We start from the raw sequence: 17,968 nt of genomic DNA, 5'->3' as shown, positions 1-17,968 counted from the left end.
AGGGTATCAACAGTTCCAGTATTTCCCAGTATTTACACCGAAATCTACTTTGTAAAGGGCCGGGCCAGGAACCACATGCGGTCCTCGGTGAGGAACCGCTCCAGCCGCAGCCCTTCGACGGCCAGGGCGGCGGCCAGGTCGTCGTCCGTCATGCGGCGCGAGGTGAACGACTGCGTCCAGACCCGGTCGCCGTGCTCGTAGCGCATGGTCGCCGCGAACACGCCGGGGGAGATCTCCTCGACCTCCGCCAGGGTGATCGTGACGTCGCCGTCCGTCCGGCCCGAGCCGGGCCGCCAGGTGTCGTGCCGCTCGGCCGTCATCCACTGGACGAGCACCGCCCCGCCCGGCTTGACGTGCCGCGCGCACGCCGCCAGGAAGGCCCGCCTGACCTCCTCGTCGACGACGTTGACGAGCTGGGAGGCCAGCGTGACGGTGTCGAAGCGCCGGTCGAGCCGCAGGTCCTGGAGCCGCGCGTGCACGGTCTCGGCTCCGCGCACGTGGGCCAGCATCTCGGTGGACTCGTCCACGGCCACGACCTGTAACCCGGCCTCGACGAGCGCGTGGGTGACCCTGCCGACGCCCGCGCCGAGCTCCAGGACGGACCCGCCCGGCGGGGTCTCCTGGATGACGACGTCGGCGTCGCGGCCGGGCTGGAGGAGGGTGTAGAAGTCCACAGGGGATCCGTCGGGGGTGATGGCGCCTGGGCCTGTGCCGGTGTTCTTCATGACCAAAAACCTAACCGCCGCGTGAGCCGTCCGTGAGCGGGGGACGATGGCCTCTGTGACCGGTGAGGTACGAGTTCTGATCGGCGTCGGCGTGGGTCTGGCCGCCGTTCCCCCCGTCTACTACCTGACCGAGGCGGGCGCCAGAGCGTTGCGGGCCGGACAGGCGGCCTTCGCCCCGGCCCCCGCCGGGCTGGGCTTACTGGCGGCGGCGGCCCTGATCGTCGCGGTGCTGGCCGCCTGGCCCGCCGCGGCGCTGGCCTGCGGGCTGCCGCTGGCCGTGGCGGGCGTGCTGTTCGCCCTCGACCTGCGGGCCGCGATCGGCCTGGCGGGCGCGCTGCCCGGCCTGTGGGAGCCGCCGTGGGCCGAGCCGCCCGGCACCCTCGCCGGGGCGACCGGCCTGTACGCCTACACCGGCGCGTTACTGGTCTTCTCGGCGCTGTTGCCGCGTCGTCTGCGATCTATCCTGAGCAGATGAGCAGACGGGACCCCGACCGGCGCAGGGCGCTGCTCGACGCCGCCGACCGGGCCATCCTGGCCGAGGGCCCCGAGGTGTCGATGGCGGCCATCGCCGCCGAGGCCGGCATCACCAAACCCGTCCTCTACCGCCACTTCGGCGACAAGAGCGGCCTGTACCAGGCGCTGGCCGACCGCCACGTGCGCACGGTGATCGCCCAGCTCCGCCCGCAGTTCGCCGGGCCCGGCACCGACCTGCGGGCCCGTGCCCGCGCCGCCATCGGCGTCTATCTCGACCTGATCTCGGCCAACCTCGACCTCTACCGCTTCCTGTTCCACCGGGCCAGCGCCGAGGACACCCGCATCCGCTCCCACATGACCTCGCTCGTGCGCGGCCTGGGCGAGGAGCTGGGCCGGGTGCTGGCCGACGAGCGGGTGGTGGCCGACCCGGTGCGGGCGCAGGTGCTCGGCCACGCGTTCGTCGGCATGGTGCAGACGACGGGCGACTGGTGGCTGGAGCATCCGGAGGTCGACCGCTCGCAGGTGGTGGAGGGGCTGGTCGACGTGATCGCGGCGGCCGTCGCCGGGGGTTGAGGGCCGGCGACGGGCGGCCTGGTCAGGTCAGCAGGCCGAGCAGGTCCCACTCGTTCTGGCAGGCGCGGCGGCCGAGGGCGGCCAGCTCCACCGAGGAGGCGCCGCCGCGCAGGTGCCGCATGGTCTGCATGACGCAGATGATCCCCCACTTCAGCACCCCGAACGTCTCCCACCAGCGCAGCGCGTCCAGATCGACGGGACGGCCGCCGGCCTCCTCGTAGGCGGCGGTCAGCTCGGCGTAGCCGCCGAACCCGCCCACGGGCAGCGGCGAGCCGAACCGCCACGCCTTGACGCACAGCCAGCCCAGGTCCTCCAGCGGGTCGCCGGCGTGGGCCAGCTCCCAGTCGAGCACGGCCCTGACGCCCTCCGGGCCGACGATCAGGTTGCCGTTGCGGAAGTCGCCGTGCACGACGCTCGCCGCGACGGCGGGCGGCCGGCCGGCTTCCAGCCTGCGCAGGGCCAGCTCGAACACCGGATGCGGCTCGCCGGTGAGATCGAGCACGTCACGCCAGCGGCGCAGCGGGTCGGCGGCCACGGGCGCGGCCACGGTCGCGGGCGCGGTCTCGATCGCGGTCTCGGGCCCGGTCCCGGCCGCGTGCCCGGTCGTGGGCTCGGTCGCGGGGTCGGTCGCGGGCAGGCACGACAGCGGCATGCGGTGGATGGCCGCCAGCGCCCGCCCGCACTGGGCGGCCAGCCTCGGCCTGGCCTCCCGGTACGCCTCGTCCCGCAGGATCCGGCGCGGGATCGTCTCGCCGGGAATCCGGCTCATCAGCACGTACGGCCCGGCGTACGGCCCGGCGGACGGCCCGGCGGGCGGCCCGGCGGGCGGTTCGGCCGGTGGGCGGGCGGGCGGGCCCGCAGCCGCCACCACGTGCGGCACGGGCACTCCGGCGCCGGCCGCCGCCCGCATCAGCCGCGCCTCTTGGGCCAGTCCCGTCCCCGCCTCCAGGGCGGCCCCCGGCCCGTCGAGCCGGAGCACCAGCTCGTGCCGGTCGCCGCCGGGGACGACCACGTCCAGGGCCCAGCTCTCCCTGGAGGCTCCGCCGGGCAGCCTGACCGCGTACGGGACGGTCGCGTCCGGGCCGTACACCTCGCCGACGATCGCCTCGACGCGGTTCATCGCGGGCCGAACTCCCAGGCGCCGCCGGCCGCGTACGCGCCCAGGAGGCGGCGGCCGACCGCGTCGATGTGCACCTCGTCGGGGCCGTCGTAGACGCGCGCGGCGCGGGCGTGCCGGTACATGCGCTCCAGCGGCGTGTCAGGGGTCAGGCCCGCCGCGCCGTACACCTGGACGGCCCGGTCGATGACGTTGTGCAGCATGCGCGCCCCCACCACCTTGATCGCGCCGATCTCGACGCGGGCCTGGGAGCCGGCGTCCACGGCCTCGGCGGCCTGCAGCGTGAGCAGGCGGGCGGCCTGGATCTCGGTGTAGGAGTCGAACACGTGCCGGCGCATGAGCTGCTTGGCCGCCAGCGGCTCGCCGAAGGCGGTGCGCGCGTGCAGCCGCCGGCACATCAGGTCGAAGGCCCGCTGCGCCTGCCCGAGCCAGCGCATGCAGTGGAAGATCCGGCCGGGCCCGAGACGCCGCTGGGCGATGACGAAGCCGTGCCCGCGCTCGCCCAGCAGGTTCGCGGCCGGCACCCGTACGTCGTCGTAGCGCACCTCGCAGTGCGCGCCGTCGAGGCCGAGCACCGGGGTCTCGCGCACGATCGTGTAGCCGGGCGTGTCCGTCGGCACGAGGATCATGGAGAAGGCCCGGTGGGGCGGCGCGTCCGGCTCGGTCCGGCACATCACGGTCGTGTACGCCGCCACCGACGCGCCCGTCGTGAACCACTTGTGCCCGTTGATCACCCATTCGTCGCCGTCGAGCACGGCGGAGGTGGTGAGCTGGGTGGGGTCGCTGCTGGAGACCGCCGGTTCGGTCATCGCGAAGCTGGGCGAGATGTCGCCGCGCACCAGCGGCTCCAGGTAGCGCTCGCGCTGCTCGGGGAGGCGTGCTCGTGCAGCATGAGCGAGTCCTGCAGCGTGAACGTGCCGAGGGCGAGCTGCCCGTACTCGCTGCGGCCCTGGACCTCGTTGACGTAGACGTAGTCGAGGAACGGCAGCCCGCCGCCGCCCAGCTCGCGCGGGTGGCCGAGGGCCCACAGGCCCTCCTTCCTGGCCTCGTCCCGCAGCCCGGCCATGGTGGCGGCGGCCCGCGGCCCGCCCTCGTGCAGCACCTCCTCGGCCGGTTCGACGCGCTCGGTCATGAACGCGCGCACGGCGTCGCGGATCGGCCGGACGTGCTCGGGTACGGCGAAGCTCATGGGGTGATCTCAACCGAAATCCGTTGCGCGGTCAACGGTCGGCGCGCCCGCGCAGCAGCAACGCTCGAAGTCGAACCGCTCGGCGCAGGCCCGCTCCCACAGACGGGCGGTGTCGCCGCCGGCGCGCGGGAAGACCAGCCGCGCGATCACCAGCGCGACCACCGCCCGCGCCCCGGCCAGGTAGAGCGCCGAGGCCGCGCTCTGGACGTGCGCGCCGGAGACGAACAGGTCGTCCACCAGCAGCACCCGCGCGCCGTCGACGCGGCCCAGCACCTGGAAGGCCCGCTCGTCCGAACGCCGCCGCGCGAGGTTCTCGGCCGCCTGCGCCGACCCGGCCATCAGCACGGGACGGTGGAGCCCCCGCAGGTCGCCGACCATGTCGACGATCCGCGGCATCGGGTGGAAGACCTCGATGGGCCGGTCGAGCCGGGTGCTGGGCAGCGTCGTGACCATCGTGAAGGGGCCGCCGGCCAGCCGGGTCAGGCAGGCGGAGTGGGCGCGGTGGAATCGGGCCACGGTGGCGGCCAGGAGGGGCACCCGCCGCACGCTGCCCGGCGGGTCCCTGCGGCGGGTCACGATCGCGTGCAGCTGGGCGCCGTCGCCGTCGCGCACGCACAGCGAGACGGGCACGACGTGCTCGGTGTGGCGGTACAGGCCCTGGGTGGTGACCCCGCAGGTGACGCAGAGCCCGGACGGCCCGCCGGCGCCGGTGTGGCAGATCCGGCAGACGCCGGGGCCGGCGGCCGGGACGTTGCGGAAGATCTGCAGGTACGCCTCGGTCACCGCGCGGGCGTCGCCCACGGTCAGAAGACGGTCGTCAGCCGGGTCACATCTACAAGATTGACCGCCTGGCGCGCCAGCTCGTCAATGCCCGCTACGACAGTGACTCCTCCCCGGTAGGCCAGCCGGGGCGTCCAGGGCAGGCCGGGCGCGGCGAAGACGTGCTTGCCCTGGGACAGCGCCATCGCCGCCCGCTCGCCGTCGCCGGCGCCGGTGGCGTAGAGCGCGGCGGCCAGACCGCTGGTCACGAGCCCGGTCACCGCCCGCGTCCGGGCCGTGGCGGCCGTGCCCGGCCAGAACGGCGACACCCCCACGACGTCCCCCGGCCCTCCGGCGAGCGGCCGCCCGCCGTCCGGGCCGACCACGATCGCGCGGCCGCCGGCCGCCACCGCCGCACCGGCGGTGCGCGGCCCGTCGCACACGACGGTCAGACCGGCCGCGGCCAGGGCACGGGCCGCGGCGCAGGCGCCGGGGGCGTCGCCGGTGACCGCCACCGACCGGTGGTCGCCGGCCCCCAGCCGCCCGCGCACCCACAGGAACGGCTGGAGGTTGTAGGCGTAGGCCAGGTTGCCCGGATAGTCGTCGTCGAGCACGGTCACCAGCGCGGCGGGGCAGGAGGCGATGAGCGCCTCGGCCCGGCCGAGGTCGCCCGGCCGCAGCCGCGCGACGACCCGCGCCGCGTGCGCCCTGTCGTGCTCGCCGAGCCCGCCGAGGTCGCCGCGGGCCAGCCGCAGCGCGCTGCCCCGGGCCTCGACGACCCGCGCGGTGTGGTGCCACGGCCCGGCGGTGGCCCTGGTCAGGGCGAGCACCGCGGCCTGCTCCTCGGTCACCGACATATCACCCACCGTCCGGTTGGAACGACCGTACGCGTGCCCACCGACAGAACGGGCTCCCCATCGTGCCGCCCGCGGCCGTCCGTACCGCGCAGACCCGCCGCGGCACGGGAAAGGGCCCGGCGGCCGCAGGACGTCCGCGGCCGCCGGGCCCTTCGGAGGGGACGTCAGGCCGCGTTCTCCTCGGCCTTGCGGGGCAGGACCTCCAGCTCGAACGCCCCCGACCTGACCGCCTCCAGGAAGCGCTGCCAGTCGCGGCGCGGGATCTCCAGGACCACGTCCGGGGAGGATTCGTGGATGAGCTCCACGTGGTCGTTGATGCGGCAGGCCTTGACGCGTACGTCGTCGTTCATGCTGCGCTCCCTCGGGTTGACTGCGGCTGAGCGGCCCGGTGAGCCGGGGGCCGGGAGCTGCGCCGGGCGACTTTCCCAGCCGTCCGGGCCGTCCGCGTGACCCCGGAGGGCCGGGCCGCTCGGGAAGCGTGCCATCGTCGCGCGGGGGCCCGCCAGCGCCGGTATGGGCGGTCCGGTAGAGACACGCCGATCGCGGGCGGAGGTCTGTCGTCCCGGGGGTGGAGAAAGGTCATCCACGGGCCGGGAGCCTTGACGGGAAGGGCGGCAATCCTTATGTCTGGGCTCAGGACAGGCCGTGCGCGGGCGTACGGCTCCGGAGCCGAGGTGACGGGAGTGCCGCCGATGGCGCAGCCCCATGACGTGCCCACCGCCGCGCAGCTCGTCGCGGCCGTCCGCGGGTTCCTGCGGGACGACGTGCTGCCCGCGGTCGAGGGGCGGGTGCGCTTCCACACGCGGGTGGCGATCAACGTGCTCGCCATGGTGGAGCGGGAGATCGAGCTGGGCCAGGACCAGGCCGCCGAGCACGCCGCGCGGCTGGCGGCGCTGGGCGTGGCCGACGACGCCGAGCTGGCCGCCGCCGTCCGCGCGGGCCGCTTCGACGGTGACGACGCGCTCACCGCCGCCCTGGTCCAGGCCGTCCGGGCCAAGCTGGAGGTGGCCGATCCCGGCTACCTCCAGCGGCCGTGAACGTCAGTGGGACCCGGCCAGGTCCAGGTCCTTGACGTCCGGGTCACCCTCGTCGGCGAAGTAGTCGCCGCGCCGGGTGGCGTCCGCGCCGTCGGCCACCTTGGCCGCCCGGAAGATCAGCGTGGCGACCGCGGCCACGACCAGGTTGACGATCAGCGCGAGGAAGCCCGCGTAGACGGTCATCTTGGTGTCCAGGCCCAGGTTCGACAGGCTGAAGGCCGAGCCGCCGAAGTGCTCCTTGCCCTTGGCCGGGTTGGGGATGAGGTAGAGCATCCACATGCCCGCCGCCAGGCCCGCGGCCCAGCCGGCCATCAGGCCGCCCTTGTGGAACCAGCGCGTGTACAGGCCGAGCGCCACCGACGGCAGCGTCTGCAGGATGATCACGCCGCCGATGAGCTGCAGGTCGATCGAGAACTGCGGGTCGAGCAGCAGGATGCACAGCACCGCGCCCACCTTGACCACCAGCGAGACGACCTTGGAGACGTTGGCCTCCTGGGCGTCGGTGGCCTGCTTGTTGATGTACTCGCGGTAGATGTTGCGGGTGAACAGGTTCGCCGCCGCGATCGACATGATCGCCGCCGGCACCAGCGCGCCGATGCCGATGGCCGCGAACGCCACGCCGGCGAACCAGTCGGGGAAGAGCTGGTCGAACAGGTTCGGCACGATCGTGTTCGGGTCGCCGTCGACCGGCTTGGTGCCGGCCGCGATGGCCATGAAGCCAAGCAGCGCGATCAGGCCGAGCACGAAGCTGTAGGCGGGCAGCGCCGACATGTTGCGCTTGATGACGTTGCGGTTCTTGGAGGCCAGCACGCCGGTGAGGCTGTGCGGGTAGAGGAACAGCGCCAGGGCCGAGCCGAAGGCCAGCGTGACGTACTGGAGCTGGTTGGCGCCGTTGAGCAGGATGCCGTCGCCCGGTGCGGGGGTCTTGTCGAACTTGGCCTGCGCCATGTCGAAGATGTTGCCCCAGCCGCCCAGCTTGGCCGGGATGTAGATGACCGCGGCCAGGATCACGATGTAGATCAGCGCGTCCTTGACGAAGGCGATCAGCGCGGGGGCGCGCAGGCCCGACTGGTAGGTGTAGGCCGCCAGGATCGCGAAGGCGATGATGATCGGCAGGTGCCCGGTGATGCCCATCGACTTCAGCACGGCCTCGATGCCGACGAGCTGGAGCGCGATGTACGGCATCGTGGCCACCAGGCCCGTGATGGCGATCAGCAGCGCCAGCGTCGGCGACCCGAAGCGGGCCCGGACGAAGTCGGCGGGCGTGACGAACCCGTGCACGTGCGAGACCGACCACATCCGCGCCAGCACCAGGAACACCAGCGGGTAGACCACCACGGTGTAGGGCAGCGCGTAGAAGCCGAGCGCGCCGGAGCTGAACACCAGCGCGGGCACGGCCACGAACGTGTAGGCGGTGTAGAGGTCGCCGCCGACCAGGAACCAGGTGACCCAGGAGCCGAAGCTGCGGCCGCCGAGGCCCCACTCGTTGAGGCTGGCCAGGTCGGTGGGCCGCCGCCAGCGGGCCGCCACGAAGCCCATGCCGCTGACCAGGATGAACAGCAGCCCGAAGACGACCAGCTCGGTCACGTGCCCGCTCATTTGGTCATCCTGTAGACGATCGTGGTGCAGCCGACGCCGACCACGATGAAGGCGAGCTGCAGCCAGTAGAACAGCGGGAAGCCGAGCAGGCGCGGCTCGTCGGAGTTGAACAGGAACGTCAGCAGCGGCAGCACGATCGGCACGACCAGCAGCCAGTTCCACGGGCTGCGGTCGGTACGCGGCGGCTGCCCGGATTCCCCGGTAGTCATCGGCCCTCCGATTGGGGGATCAGGAGCGGCGTGTTGACCGGCTCCTGACAATGTCGTCAATGGAGGGAGATTAGCTTTCCGGTGGTATTAAACCCAATGTCCGGAACATTACGGTTTGGCCTAAATGTCGAGATGAAATCTCAATATGTGAGACCAAAGCCACCCCTCGCCAACGGCACGTTAAGTCGCTCCCGCCCCGCACGGAACCGGGCGATCGGCGAATGGTCGGCTACTCGCGACGAACGGTCACTTCGTCGGCGATGTCGCGCGTCCCGTACCCCTCGGGAGCGGGCACCTCGGTGATCGGGTCGGGGCGGTCGTCGAACTCCAGCCGCAGCGCCCGCGCCATGGTGGCGTGCATCTCGTACAGGCAGACGATGTAGGTCAGCTCCAGGATCTGCTCGTCGGGCAGGTGGGCGCTCAGCACGGCGAACACCTCGTCATGCACCCGGCCGCCGTCGAGCACCAGGCCGTCGGTGTAGGCCAGCACCGCCCGCTCCAGCTCGCCGAACCGGTCGCTGACCTGCCAGGAGGCCACCGCCCGCACCTTCTCCTCGGGCACGCCGAGCGCCCTGAGCTGCTTGCAGTGCTGGGAGTAGACGAACTGGCTCTGCCGCGCCCAGCCCGCCCTGGTCTGCCCCAGCTCGCGCAGCACCGGGTCCAGCTGTGACTCCCGGTAGATCTGGAAGCCCTTGACGCAGTGCCGGAAGATCTTGGGGTCGAGGGCGAAGACCGTCCACCAGTCGCCCGGCGAGCCGGTCGCGGTCCCCGTGCCGTCGGGGGACAGCAGCCGGTCGTGGAAGAACCGGACGACGGGGTCGGTCACCTCCTCGCGCGGCACCCGGCGCAGGCGCGGCATCAGACGGTCCTCTCGGCGGCCGTCCTGGGCTCGTGCCGGACGTCGCCCGGCTGCCCGACCGGCCGCGTCCAGGCGGCGAACTCCACCAGGATCCCGTCGGGGTCCTTGAAATAGATGGACCGGACGAAGACGCCCTCGTGCATCGCGGCCGACACGCCGAACTCGCTGTCGTCGTGGTTGAGCAGCACGCCCACGTCGATGCCCTTGGCCACCAGCCGGTCGCGGTACTCCTCGATGCGCTCGGGCGGCACGTCGAAGGCGATGTGGTTCATCGAGCCGACCGCCGACAGCAGCTCGCCCCGGTCCGGCAGGTTCTTCGGCGCCGAGACCCCCGGCACGCCCTCGGGCGCGTCGGGGAACCAGAAGAAGGCCAGCGCGTTGCCGCCGCCGCAGTCGAAGAAGAAGTGCTGGCCCCAGCCCAGGGGCAGCTCGATCGTCTTGATCAGCGGCATGCCCAGCACGCCGGAGTAGAAGTCGACGGTCTGCTTCATGTCCGAGCAGACCAGGGCGATGTGGTTGACCCCGCGGAGCTCGAATTCGCTGTTCATAGTAATCAACTACTTATCACAGCGTTCTGCCGGAAAACATGACAGGAGGTGGCGGGTATCCGGGCCACGATCGTGCCCGTGATTGTTGTGGTGGCGGGCGCGACCCGCGGAACGGGACGAGGAATGGCGGTCGCCCTCGGGGCGGCCGGGGCGACGGTCTACTGCGCCGGACGGAGCACGCGCGAGCGCCGTTCGGAGATGAACCGTCCGGAGACGATCGAGGAGACCGCCGAGCTGGTGAGCGCGGCGGGCGGGACGGGCATCGCGGTCCCCGTCGACTTCCTGGACCCGGCGGCGGTGGCCGAACTGGCCGCCCGCGTCGAACGGGAACAGGGCCGGCTGGACGTGCTGGTCAACGACGTGTGGGGCGGCGACCACCTGTGGAAGTGGGAGACCCCCGTCTGGGAGCAGGACCTGGACGACGGGCTGCGCCTGCTCAGGCTGGCCGTCGACACCCACCTCATCAGCGCCCGCCACCTGCTGCCGCTGCTGATCCGGCACGAGGGCGGCCTGGTCGTGGAGGTCACCGACGGCACCTGGGAGTTCCACCGGACCCGCTACCGCGAGAACGTCTACTTCGACCTGGCCAAGCTGTCGGTCAACCGGCTGGCCTTCGCCTGGTCCCACGAGCTGCGCCCGTACGGCGGGACGGCGGTGGCCGTCACGCCCGGATTCCTGCGCTCGGAGGCGATGCTGGACGGCTTCGGCGTCACCGAGGAGAACTGGCGCGAGGCGAAGGCGGACAGCGCGTGGATGGTCTCCGAGACCCCCGCCTACGCCGGTCGCGGCGTGGCCGCCCTCGCCCAGGACCCCGACCGGCTCAGGTGGTCGGGGTCCTCGGTGACCAGCGGCGAGCTGGCCCAGGCGTACGGCGTCACCGACGTGGACGGCAGCCGGCCGCAGGTGTGGCGCTACATCGCCGAGGTCATGGAGAAGGGCGGCGACGGCGGCTGGGAGGACTACCGCTGACACCCGTCGCGGGGGACGGACGTCCTCAGCGCCGGTAGAGCCCGGCCATGCGGGCGGCGGCCTCGGCGACCTGGTCGCGCAGCTCCTGCGGCGCCAGCACCTCGGCCTCCGGGCCGAACCGCAGCACCTGGGTGAAGGCCACCCGCACCGACTCGACCGCCAGCCGCACGGTCCCGTCCGGCTGGAGCGAGGCCAGCGCGTCGTCCAGGGCGGCCGGGTCGGCGACGTAGCGCAGCATGCGCCGGCCGGCCGGGGTGAGCCGCAGCGTGATCACGTCCCTGAGCAGGGAACGGCTGAACTCGGCCGCCTGCCCGGCCCAGAACGCGGCCAGGTCGAAGTCCGCGTCCCGCTCGAAACGCGGCTCGCGCGCGCGGACGTCCCCCATGCGGTCCACCCGGAAGATCAGGAACCGTTCGCGCAGGCGGGCCACCAGGTACCAGGCGCCCGCCTTCAGCACCAGCCCGTACGGCTCCAGCTCCCGCGTGCGCTCCTTGTAGACCACCGTGACCGGCAGGTCGTTCCACACGGCCCTGGCCAGCGGGGCCAGGGCCGGGGGCGGCGGCGCGTCGGCGGCGTACCAGCCGGGCGCGTCCAGGTGGAAACGCTGCGCGGCCGTGGCGGGCGCGTCGCGCAGCGAGGGGGACAGCGCCGCGGCGGCCTTGAGCCGGGCCGTCGCGGCCACCTCCTGCAACCCCATCTCGCGCAGCGCCGCGGGCACCCCCGACAGGAACAGCGCCTCCGCCTCGGCCCGGTCCAGCCCGGTCAGCCGGGTGCGGTAGCCGTCCAGCAGCCGGTAGCCGCCGCCGCGCCCGCGGTCGGCGTAGACCGGCACGCCCGCCTCCGACAGCGCCAGCACGTCGCGATGCACCGTGCGCTCGGAGACCTCCAGCTCCCTGGCCAGCTCGGCCGCCGTCATCCCGCCCCTGGCCTGCAACAGCAGGACCAGCGACATCAGCCGCGCGGCGCGCACAGCGGCAGCACCACGGCCGAGGGGCGGGCGGGGGAGTGGAACACCTCGACGTCGGCGGGCACCATCGGGCCGCCGGGCGCGCCCACCGGCTCGCCGGTGCCCGGGTTGCGGGCGATCGTCGGGTATGCGCCGGCCGCCACGTGCACCCGGATCCGGTGGTCGCGGCGGAACCGGTGGCCGATCGGCCACAACTCCACCCGTACCCGGCGCACGCCGTCGCCGTTCCCGTCGCCGGTGGTGTGCGGGCCCAGCCGGCGCACCCCCTCGCACAGGTTGAGCGAGCGCCCGTCGGGGTGCACGTCGCAGACCCGGACCACGACGTCCACGTGCGGCGTGCTGGAGCGGACGTAGACGTCGGCGTGCACCGGGCCGATCATCTCCACGTCGTCCTCCAGCGCCGCGGAGCTGTAGACCAGCACGTCGCGCCGGGCCTCCAGGCGCCGCTGGTCACGCGGCCTGGAGTCGGCCAGCAGCACGGGCCCGCCGATCGCCGGCGTCGGGTGGGCGGGGTGGTAGCGGAACCGGTCGGACCCGTCCTCCGCCGGCTCCCGCGGGTCCAGCCCGCCGCCCGGCCGCAGGTGCCAGCGCTGCTCCCGCACGCCCGGCACCGGCCAGTCGGGGTAGTCGCGCCACTCGCCGGCCCCGGTGACGTAGAGCCGCACCGGGTCCGTCCGCAGGCCGGACGGGTCGTCCATGAGGTGGGCGCGGAACCAGGCCAGCGCCTCGGCCATCGAGGGCCGCCCGTGCCGGGAGTCGACGTGGTACCAGGGCCCGATCGTCAGGTACGGCCGCCGCCCGGCCGCCCGCATCGCCGCGTAGTCCTTGAGCTGCCAGGGCAGGAAGACGTCGTACCAGCCGCCGAGCATGGTGACCGCGGCCTCCACCTCGCCGACCTTGAGGGAGAAGTCGCGCTTGTGCCAGTACGGCACGGCCGGGTCGGCGTGGTGCGCCAGCAGGTCGCGGAAGAACCGCAGCGGCCGGCCCGCCGAGGCCACGTCCAGCTCGGCCACCGGCCGCCCCGACAACACGGCCCGGCGGGTCAGCCTGGGGGCGGTCAGCATCGCGGCCCCGCCGACGAAGCGGCGCGTCATGGTGTCGGTCAGCGTGGTCCAGCTCAGCGTCGACTCCAGCGCGAACGCGCCGCCCACGTACGCGGCGTCCCTGAACTGGGAGGCGGTGATCTGCGTGGCCATGGCCTTGAGCTCGGGCCCGGCCTCGGCGGCCACGGCCCACTGGGCATAGCCGAGGTAGGAGGGGCCGAACATGGCGAACGAGCCGCCGTACCAGGGCTGTTCGCGCAGCCAGGCGATGGTGGCCAGGCCGTCGTCGTGCTCGTCGCCGAGCGGGTCGAGGCTGCCGCCGGAGCCGAAGCCGCCCCGGCAGCTCTGGATCAGCACGTGGAAGCCGTTCCTGGCGAAGCCACGGCCGTACATCCAGCCGAACAGGCCACGCCGGCCGTACGGCGAACGGATCAGCACCGCCGGGGCCGGCCGCCCATGAGCGGGGGCGTAGTGGTCGGCCAGCAGCGTCACACCGTCGGGCATCGGGACGGGGATGTCCCGCCGGAGCCGCACGCGTCTCATGTCCTAACCAGTAACAGATGTGGCGGGACGGGTGGTAGCCGGGGGTTACGGTCGCGTAGGGAGAAAGGTCCTTGGCAAACTATCCGGTCATGGGACGAATCACTTCATATGTCGCCCTAGGGGACAGTTTCACCGAAGGACTTGAGGACCCGGCCGACCACGGGTTCCGCGGCTGGGCCGACCGGCTGGCCGAGCACATCGAGGCCGACCGCCTCCTGGCCGGGGAGCCCGGACTGCGGTACGCCAACCTGGCCGTCCGCGGCCGGCTGATCGACCAGATCGTGTCGGAGCAGGTGCCGAAGGCGGTCGCGCTCGGCGCCGACCTGGTCTCGCTGTGCGCCGGGGGCAACGACATCCTGCGGCCGGGCAGCGGACCGGCGTCCGTGGCAGAGCGGCTGGAGGAGGGCGTCAGGACGCTCACCGAGGCGGGCAGCCGGGTGCTCATGTTCACCGGCTTCGACCTGCGGCACGTGCCGGTGATGCGGCTGGCCCACTCCAAGATCGAGGTCTACAACCTGCACATCCACGACATAGCCCGCCGCTACGACGCGCTGCTGGTGGACCTGTGGCCGATGCCGGTCCTGCGCGACCCGCGCGCCTGGAACGCCGACCGCCTGCACCTCAGCCCCGACGGCCACCGCCGGGTGGCGCTGCGGGCCGCCGAGGTGCTCGGCGTGCCGGTGGACGAGGACTGGCGCGAGGCGTACCCGGTCAGGCGGCCGCCGGTCTGGACGGCCGCCCGCCGCGAGGACCTGCGCTGGGCCAGGACCTACCTCGGCCCGTGGATCGGCAGGCGCATCAACCGGCGCTCCTCGGGCGACGGGGTCGCGCCCAAGCGCCCCGACCTCGCCCCGCTGCCGACCGCCGGCCGCTGACCCCGGCTCCGACCTGGCCCCGACCCGGCCGCTTGGCCCGGGGTCCCGCCGCACCAGGGACGGCGGGACCCCGGGCGGTCAGGGCAGCGCCTTGTCCGGGCGCTCGGAGACGCGCACGCCGTTGACCAGCGTGGCCCCCTGCCGGGTGGCGAAGCGCACGTTGAGCTGACCGTCGGTCACCTTCACCGTGTACTGCCTGGCCACCGCCGTGTACGTGCCCGCCTCCAGCGCCAGGTCCAGCGCCGGGATCGCGAGCTGGCCCTCGACGAGCACGTCGAAGACCCGCTTGCCCATCTGGGTGCTCTTGACTTCGGCGAAGTCCAGCTCCACCGTGTACGTCCCGGCGGGCACGCCGTCGAACCGGTACTCCAGCATGCCCTCCCTGGCCGTCCGGAACAGCGCCTGGTCGGCGGTGCCCGCGATGGTCCTGGACGTGCTCGCCGTCTTCGTCGAGGTCGCCACGTAGCCGTACCCGCCCTGCGTCCAGCGGCGGTCGGGCGCCCAGGCGTCGCCGTCGGCGTCGGTCAGCGCCTTCGACCCGCCGGCGTCGACGGCCACCTGGAACTTGGGCACCACCACGGTCACCTTGATCTCGATGGCCGGCTGCCGCCCGCTGGCCGACTTGACGACCAGCTTGCCGGTACGCATCCCGCCGGGCGTCACCCCGGCGCCGGAGAGCGTCACCCGCAGCGTCACCTTCTGGCCCTTGGCCAGCTCGCCCGCCTGCGGCGTGACCGACGCCCAGTCGGCGTCACCGGTCACCGTGTAGGCGGTGGGGGAGCCCAGGTTCGTCAGCTCCAGCGTGCGCGTCCTGGTCGCCCCGGCGGGCAGCACCGCGGTCAGCTCGGCGGCCGAGGCGCTCACCCGGCCGGTGACCAGGGCGGTGTCGATCCTGGTCAGCGTGCCGGGCGTGACCGTGACCGGCTTGGTGAAGGTGCCGTAGTTCTCCTTGGCCACCACCACGTCGTGGTCGCCCGCCTGGACCTGCCCGAAGAACGACCCGTCCGCGCCGGTCGTGAACGACGCCGCGTCGCCCAGCTTCACCGAAGCCCCGGCCAGCGGCTCGCCGTCGTTGGCGTCGGTGACCACGCCGGTCACCAGGCCGTGCCGGCTCGCGGTGAACGTCACGCCGCGGCCGGTGGCCAGCGCGGCCTCCTCGTAGGAGTACAGCAGCGCGTCCGTGCCGGCCGCGTTCTCGATGCCGACCGTGGCGCTGGAGCCCTGGTCGCGCTCGCTCTCGACGTCCTTGTACCGGAAGGAGACCGAGCCGTCCTCGCCCAGCAGCGCCGCGAACGACACCCGCTCGCCGGTCTCGCTGTAGAAGGTGACGTTGCGCCACTCCACGACGTACTGGCGGTGCGGGGCCGTGCCCACCACGCCGGTGTAGACGCCGGACTCGGCGTCCACCTTCAGGTCGTCCCAGTACGGGTAGACCGCGTTGTTCGGCGTGCCCGTGCCCGGCAGGCGGCTGTTGCTGCCCGTGGTGACCCGGTCGGCGGCGAAGGTGACGAACCCGTTCGTGCTGATCCACGCCCTGGACTGCCCCGTGCCGTAGAACGGGACCGCGAACGGCAGCGTCACCTGCACGGCCTCGTCGTCGCCGGTCAGCGCCAGCTTCTCGGTCCCGGCGACGTACGGCTGCGCCGCCGCCCGGCAGGTGTAGCCGAAGCCGTCGCCGCGCAGCGGCAGCTCCACGTCCTTGACCGTGTCCCCGTCCACCGAGACCTGCGCGCTCGCGCCGCTGGAGCAGCGCGAGACCGGGGTGACCGTCAGCGTGTACGTCCCGCGCGGCAGCGTCATCGTGTACCTGCCGGAGGCGTCGGTGACGGCGCTCACCGGCGTGCCGCCGGCGGCCACGGTCGCGCCGGGCTCGGGCACGCCGGCCGTGCTGACCGTGCCCGACAACGTGCCGGACGGTTGCCGGGTGAGCGTCACGTCGCCGGTCGTGACCTGCTCGGCGGTCACCGTGGCCGTGGCGCTCCCGCGGTCGTAGCCGAACTTCTCCGCCGTCAGCGCGTACTCGCCGGGCAGCAGGCGCGGGATCGAGTACGTGCCGTCCTGGCCGGTGACGACCGCGCGGGCCAGCGGCCCGGTCACCTTGACCGCCACGCCCGGCACCGGCTCGCCCGCCGCCGTGACCGTGCCGCGCAGCTCGCCCAGCCCCTCGTCCGGCGCGGCCTGGACGGCGGCGTAGGCGTCCAGACGGCCCTCGCCCCAGACGTTGTTGTCGGCCGCGGTGCCGCCGCAGCTCGTGTCGGCCACGTCGATCGCCGTGCGGTCCAGCAGCGGCCGCGTCGCGGCCACGTCGCCCTGCAGCCGGGGCGCGGCCGACCAGATCAGCGCCACCGTGGCGGCCACGTGCGGCGAGGCCATCGAGGTGCCGGTGTAGGAGTCGTAGTCGTCGTCCGGGACGGAGGAGCGCACGTTCACCGCGGGGGCCGCGATGTTCGGCTTGATCTCGCCGTCCTGGCCCTCGCCCTTGCTCGACCTGCTGTACAGCACGTTGTTGACGTCGAAGCCGCCCGCGCTGTAGCTGATCGCGTACTGGCCGGGCGAGCCGCTGGTGCGGCAGGCCGGGCCCTCGTTGCCGTTGGCGAAGGCGGGGAAGATGCCGGCGGCCACCCACGCCTGGACGGTCTCGACGTACCAGGGGTCGAACCCGTTGCCGCCCCAGGAGTTGTTGACGATGTCCGGCGCGAGGTCGGGACGCGGGTTGCGGCCGTTCAGGTCGGTCGGGGCCAGCACCCACTGGCCGGCGGCCAGCAGCGAGGCGTCCGTGCAGGTGTTGACCTCGCAGCCCTTGGCGGCGATCCAGCGCACGCCGGGCGCCACGCCGATGCCGTTCGCGCCCGCCATCGTGCCCATGACGTGCGTGCCGTGGCCGTTGTTGTCGCACGGCGCCGCCGACGGGCAGATGCGCGCCGGGTCGAACCAGTTGTAGTCGTGGGTGTAGGAGCCGTCGGGGTTCCGGCCCCGGTAGCTCGCGGCCAGGTCCGGGTGGTCGTACTGGACGCCGGAGTCGATCGAGGCGACCACGATGCCCTCGCCCCGGTCGCCCAGCTCGCTCCACACCCGCGGGGCGCCGATCCGGTCGACGTTCCACTCGACCGCACCGGCCCTGGGCTCGGCCCGGCCGGTCACGGGCTTGGGCAGCGCCACGACGGTGACCGGGTCGATCCGGTCCACCTCGGGCAGCTCGCTGATCGCCGACGCCAGCTTGGCGTCCGCGGTCACCCGTACGGCGTCGACGATCCAGTACGAGGTGTAGTCGGCCTTCTGGGCGTCCAGCAGCTTGACCAGCCCGGCCTGCGAGGTCCTGGCCCGCTCGGTCTTGGCCTGGTAGACCAGCTGCGTCCTGGCCCGTTTGGTGGCGGCCCGGCGGGCGGCGCCGAGGTCGGCGGTGCCCTTCATCCGGACCCAGAAGGTGGCCTTGCCGTCCTTGTCCAGCTCGGCCTGGACGGTCTGGGAGATCTTGCCGGGATCGGGCGCCGCGTGCGCCGGGGCCTGGGGGACGGCCAGGGCGGCGGCGGTGACGATCCCGGTCAGGATCGCACGCCAGGTGAGGGTGTTGCGCACGTGCTCTCCTTCACGACGTTCACGACGGTGAGGAAGAGGTGATCTTTCC

General features: G+C 73.2%; 19 protein-coding genes. 5 read left to right on the top strand and 14 right to left on the bottom strand.

Annotated features, from left to right (window positions below):
- Positions 1–44: 44 nt before the first annotated feature.
- Positions 45–725 (bottom strand): class I SAM-dependent methyltransferase, encoded by a 681-nt coding sequence (locus ACNF49_RS33445; protein WP_357975495.1) that lies wholly within the window; start codon positions 723–725, stop codon positions 45–47.
- 55 nt (positions 726–780) lie between these two features.
- Between ACNF49_RS33445 and ACNF49_RS33440 the strand changes: the two genes are divergently transcribed.
- Together ACNF49_RS33440 and ACNF49_RS33435 are read left to right on the top strand one after the other, a co-directional pair.
- Entirely contained in the window at positions 781–1,200 is a 420-nt protein-coding gene (locus tag ACNF49_RS33440; RefSeq protein ID WP_357975498.1) for a hypothetical protein, read from the top strand.
- Positions 1,197–1,772, top strand: coding sequence for a TetR/AcrR family transcriptional regulator (locus ACNF49_RS33435; RefSeq protein WP_357975501.1), 576 nt, complete (start codon positions 1,197–1,199; stop codon positions 1,770–1,772). The genes ACNF49_RS33440 and ACNF49_RS33435 overlap by 4 nt, the downstream gene beginning before the upstream one ends.
- Positions 1,773–1,794: 22 nt before the next feature.
- Here ACNF49_RS33435 and ACNF49_RS33430 read toward each other — a convergent pair whose 3' ends face one another.
- The 6 genes from ACNF49_RS33430 to ACNF49_RS33405 form a co-directional block, all read right to left on the bottom strand.
- On the bottom strand, positions 1,795–2,892 hold the full coding sequence (locus ACNF49_RS33430; RefSeq protein ID WP_482940052.1) for a phosphotransferase family protein: 1,098 nt from the start codon (positions 2,890–2,892) through the stop codon (positions 1,795–1,797).
- Positions 2,889–3,728: an acyl-CoA dehydrogenase family protein gene (locus ACNF49_RS33425; protein ID WP_482940051.1), complete on the bottom strand. Its 840-nt coding sequence runs from the start codon at positions 3,726–3,728 to the stop codon at positions 2,889–2,891. The genes ACNF49_RS33430 and ACNF49_RS33425 overlap by 4 nt, the downstream gene beginning before the upstream one ends.
- Positions 3,695–4,078: an acyl-CoA dehydrogenase family protein gene (locus tag ACNF49_RS33420; protein WP_482940050.1), complete on the bottom strand. Its 384-nt coding sequence runs from the start codon at positions 4,076–4,078 to the stop codon at positions 3,695–3,697. Before ACNF49_RS33420 ends, ACNF49_RS33425 begins: the two co-directional genes overlap by 34 nt.
- 9 nt (positions 4,079–4,087) lie before the next feature.
- Complete coding sequence (locus ACNF49_RS33415; RefSeq protein WP_482940049.1) at positions 4,088–4,879, bottom strand: hypothetical protein; 792 nt, start codon at positions 4,877–4,879, stop codon at positions 4,088–4,090.
- A gap of 2 nt (positions 4,880–4,881) precedes the next feature.
- Positions 4,882–5,694: a hypothetical protein gene (locus ACNF49_RS33410; protein ID WP_482940048.1), complete on the bottom strand. Its 813-nt coding sequence runs from the start codon at positions 5,692–5,694 to the stop codon at positions 4,882–4,884.
- A gap of 164 nt (positions 5,695–5,858) precedes the next feature.
- The gene (locus tag ACNF49_RS33405) at positions 5,859–6,044 is read right to left on the bottom strand and encodes a hypothetical protein (RefSeq protein WP_357975516.1); all 186 of its coding nucleotides are present in this window, start codon (positions 6,042–6,044) and stop codon (positions 5,859–5,861) included.
- A gap of 342 nt (positions 6,045–6,386) precedes the next feature.
- Between ACNF49_RS33405 and ACNF49_RS33400 the strand changes: the two genes are divergently transcribed.
- Entirely contained in the window at positions 6,387–6,731 is a 345-nt protein-coding gene (locus tag ACNF49_RS33400; RefSeq protein ID WP_352350901.1) for a DUF6285 domain-containing protein, read from the top strand.
- 3 nt (positions 6,732–6,734) lie between these two features.
- On the opposite strand, the gene mctP is transcribed toward ACNF49_RS33400, so the two are convergent.
- The 4 genes from mctP to ACNF49_RS33380 all read right to left on the bottom strand — a co-directional run bounded on the left by mctP (position 6,735) and on the right by ACNF49_RS33380 (position 9,946).
- Complete coding sequence (gene mctP / locus ACNF49_RS33395; protein WP_357975522.1) at positions 6,735–8,330, bottom strand: monocarboxylate uptake permease MctP; 1,596 nt, start codon at positions 8,328–8,330, stop codon at positions 6,735–6,737.
- Positions 8,327–8,539 carry a DUF3311 domain-containing protein gene (locus ACNF49_RS33390; protein WP_352329975.1) on the bottom strand — a complete coding sequence of 71 codons (213 nt, stop codon included), beginning with the start codon at positions 8,537–8,539 and terminating at the stop codon, positions 8,327–8,329. The genes mctP and ACNF49_RS33390 overlap by 4 nt, the downstream gene beginning before the upstream one ends.
- A 229-nt stretch (positions 8,540–8,768) precedes the next feature.
- On the bottom strand, positions 8,769–9,398 hold the full coding sequence (locus ACNF49_RS33385; RefSeq protein WP_482940047.1) for a carboxymuconolactone decarboxylase family protein: 630 nt from the start codon (positions 9,396–9,398) through the stop codon (positions 8,769–8,771).
- Positions 9,398–9,946: a VOC family protein gene (locus tag ACNF49_RS33380; protein ID WP_482940046.1), complete on the bottom strand. Its 549-nt coding sequence runs from the start codon at positions 9,944–9,946 to the stop codon at positions 9,398–9,400. The genes ACNF49_RS33385 and ACNF49_RS33380 overlap by 1 nt, the downstream gene beginning before the upstream one ends.
- Positions 9,947–10,024: 78 nt before the next feature.
- On the opposite strand from ACNF49_RS33380, the gene ACNF49_RS33375 reads away from it, so the two are divergent.
- Positions 10,025–10,915, top strand: coding sequence for an SDR family oxidoreductase (locus tag ACNF49_RS33375; RefSeq protein ID WP_482940045.1), 891 nt, complete (start codon positions 10,025–10,027; stop codon positions 10,913–10,915).
- Positions 10,916–10,940: 25 nt separating this feature from the next.
- On the opposite strand, the gene ACNF49_RS33370 is transcribed toward ACNF49_RS33375, so the two are convergent.
- Entirely contained in the window at positions 10,941–11,885 is a 945-nt protein-coding gene (locus ACNF49_RS33370) for a helix-turn-helix transcriptional regulator (RefSeq protein WP_357975534.1), read from the bottom strand.
- A complete protein-coding gene (locus ACNF49_RS33365) occupies positions 11,867–13,468 on the bottom strand; it encodes a CocE/NonD family hydrolase (RefSeq protein ID WP_482940044.1) in 1,602 nt (533 codons plus the stop codon). The genes ACNF49_RS33370 and ACNF49_RS33365 overlap by 19 nt, the downstream gene beginning before the upstream one ends.
- Before the next feature lie 89 nt (positions 13,469–13,557).
- Here ACNF49_RS33365 and ACNF49_RS33360 point away from each other — a divergent pair, with 89 nt between their 5' ends.
- Positions 13,558–14,343, top strand: coding sequence for an SGNH/GDSL hydrolase family protein (locus ACNF49_RS33360; RefSeq protein WP_482940043.1), 786 nt, complete (start codon positions 13,558–13,560; stop codon positions 14,341–14,343).
- 78 nt (positions 14,344–14,421) lie between these two features.
- Here the strand turns inward: ACNF49_RS33360 and ACNF49_RS33355 are convergent, their stop codons facing one another.
- Positions 14,422–17,919: a S8 family serine peptidase gene (locus tag ACNF49_RS33355; protein ID WP_482940042.1), complete on the bottom strand. Its 3,498-nt coding sequence runs from the start codon at positions 17,917–17,919 to the stop codon at positions 14,422–14,424.
- Positions 17,920–17,968: the final 49 nt, after the last annotated feature.

Source organism: Actinomadura sp. ATCC 39365, from assembly GCF_054392275.1.
The sequence above is the reverse complement of the archived record's forward strand: the minus strand, read 5'-3'. Positions and strand labels throughout refer to the sequence as shown.

What these genes read in the sequence shown, in the direction of transcription:
- ACNF49_RS33445 (WP_357975495.1), bottom strand. Translation starts at nt 725, where the DNA reads ATGAAGAACACCGGCACAGGCCCAGGCGCCATCACCCCCGACGGATCC.
- ACNF49_RS33435 (WP_357975501.1), top strand. Translation starts at nt 1,197, where the DNA reads ATGAGCAGACGGGACCCCGACCGGCGCAGGGCGCTGCTCGACGCCGCC.
- ACNF49_RS33430 (WP_482940052.1), bottom strand. Translation starts at nt 2,892, where the DNA reads ATGAACCGCGTCGAGGCGATCGTCGGCGAGGTGTACGGCCCGGACGCG.
- ACNF49_RS33420 (WP_482940050.1), bottom strand. Translation starts at nt 4,078, where the DNA reads ATGAGCTTCGCCGTACCCGAGCACGTCCGGCCGATCCGCGACGCCGTG.
- ACNF49_RS33410 (WP_482940048.1), bottom strand. Translation starts at nt 5,694, where the DNA reads ATGTCGGTGACCGAGGAGCAGGCCGCGGTGCTCGCCCTGACCAGGGCC.
- ACNF49_RS33405 (WP_357975516.1), bottom strand. Translation starts at nt 6,044, where the DNA reads ATGAACGACGACGTACGCGTCAAGGCCTGCCGCATCAACGACCACGTG.
- ACNF49_RS33400 (WP_352350901.1), top strand. Translation starts at nt 6,387, where the DNA reads ATGGCGCAGCCCCATGACGTGCCCACCGCCGCGCAGCTCGTCGCGGCC.
- mctP (WP_357975522.1), bottom strand. Translation starts at nt 8,330, where the DNA reads ATGAGCGGGCACGTGACCGAGCTGGTCGTCTTCGGGCTGCTGTTCATC.
- ACNF49_RS33390 (WP_352329975.1), bottom strand. Translation starts at nt 8,539, where the DNA reads ATGACTACCGGGGAATCCGGGCAGCCGCCGCGTACCGACCGCAGCCCG.
- ACNF49_RS33385 (WP_482940047.1), bottom strand. Translation starts at nt 9,398, where the DNA reads ATGCCGCGCCTGCGCCGGGTGCCGCGCGAGGAGGTGACCGACCCCGTC.
- ACNF49_RS33380 (WP_482940046.1), bottom strand. Translation starts at nt 9,946, where the DNA reads ATGAACAGCGAATTCGAGCTCCGCGGGGTCAACCACATCGCCCTGGTC.
- ACNF49_RS33365 (WP_482940044.1), bottom strand. Translation starts at nt 13,468, where the DNA reads ATGAGACGCGTGCGGCTCCGGCGGGACATCCCCGTCCCGATGCCCGAC.
- ACNF49_RS33360 (WP_482940043.1), top strand. Translation starts at nt 13,558, where the DNA reads ATGGGACGAATCACTTCATATGTCGCCCTAGGGGACAGTTTCACCGAA.